General features: G+C 64.3%; 1 protein-coding gene. It reads right to left on the bottom strand.

Annotated elements, in window-relative coordinates:
- Positions 1-698 (bottom strand): MFS transporter (locus JJD66_RS27900; protein ID WP_200649531.1); only part of this gene is annotated, 698 nt, incomplete at both ends.

The raw sequence follows: 698 nt of genomic DNA, 5'->3' as shown, positions 1-698 counted from the left end.
GTGCAATACCCCCACCAGCCACGCCGCCGCGGCCGCCACGCTGAACTGCAGACAGCCGAGCAACGCCGAGGCGCTACCCGCCCGTGCGCCCTGCCCGCTCATGGCGCAGGCCGAAGCATTGGGAATGATGCACCCCAGGCTGGCGATGCAAATAAACAGCGGGATCAACAGCGGCCACAGTTGTTCCGTGTGCAAGGCGCTGATGCCCAACAGCGTCAAACCGGCGGCCAGGTACAGCCACACCATGCGCGACAGCAAAAAGGCCGGGCCACGCTTGGCCAGTAACCGCGCGTTGACCTGAGCCACGAGAATGAAGCCCGCCGCATTGCTGCCGAACAGCCAGCCGTAATGCTCGGCCGGGACGCCATACAACTGGATGAAGACAAACGGCGAGCCCGCGATGTAGGCGAACATCCCGGCCATGGCGATCCCGCCGGTCAGCGCATGCCCCAGGTATTCACGATCCTTGAGCAAGCGGCCGTACTGGCGCAACGCACCGGACAACGGTTGACGCGGCACATTGGCCGGTAAACTTTCCGGCAAGCCCAGCGCCACGGCCAACGCCGCCAGGGCGCTGAAGCACGTCAGGACAATGAAAATCGCCTGCCAGCCGTACAGATTGACCAGCAGACCACCGAGCATCGGGGCCAGGATGGGCGCCAGCCCCATGACCAGCATCAGTTGCGAAAACACCTTGG

Origin of the sequence: Pseudomonas sp. MF6751 (assembly GCF_016613265.1) — a bacterium.
Taxonomy (GTDB): Bacteria; Pseudomonadota; Gammaproteobacteria; order Pseudomonadales; family Pseudomonadaceae; genus Aquipseudomonas; species Aquipseudomonas fluorescens_BV.
The sequence above is the reverse complement of the archived record's forward strand: the minus strand, read 5'-3'. Positions and strand labels throughout refer to the sequence as shown.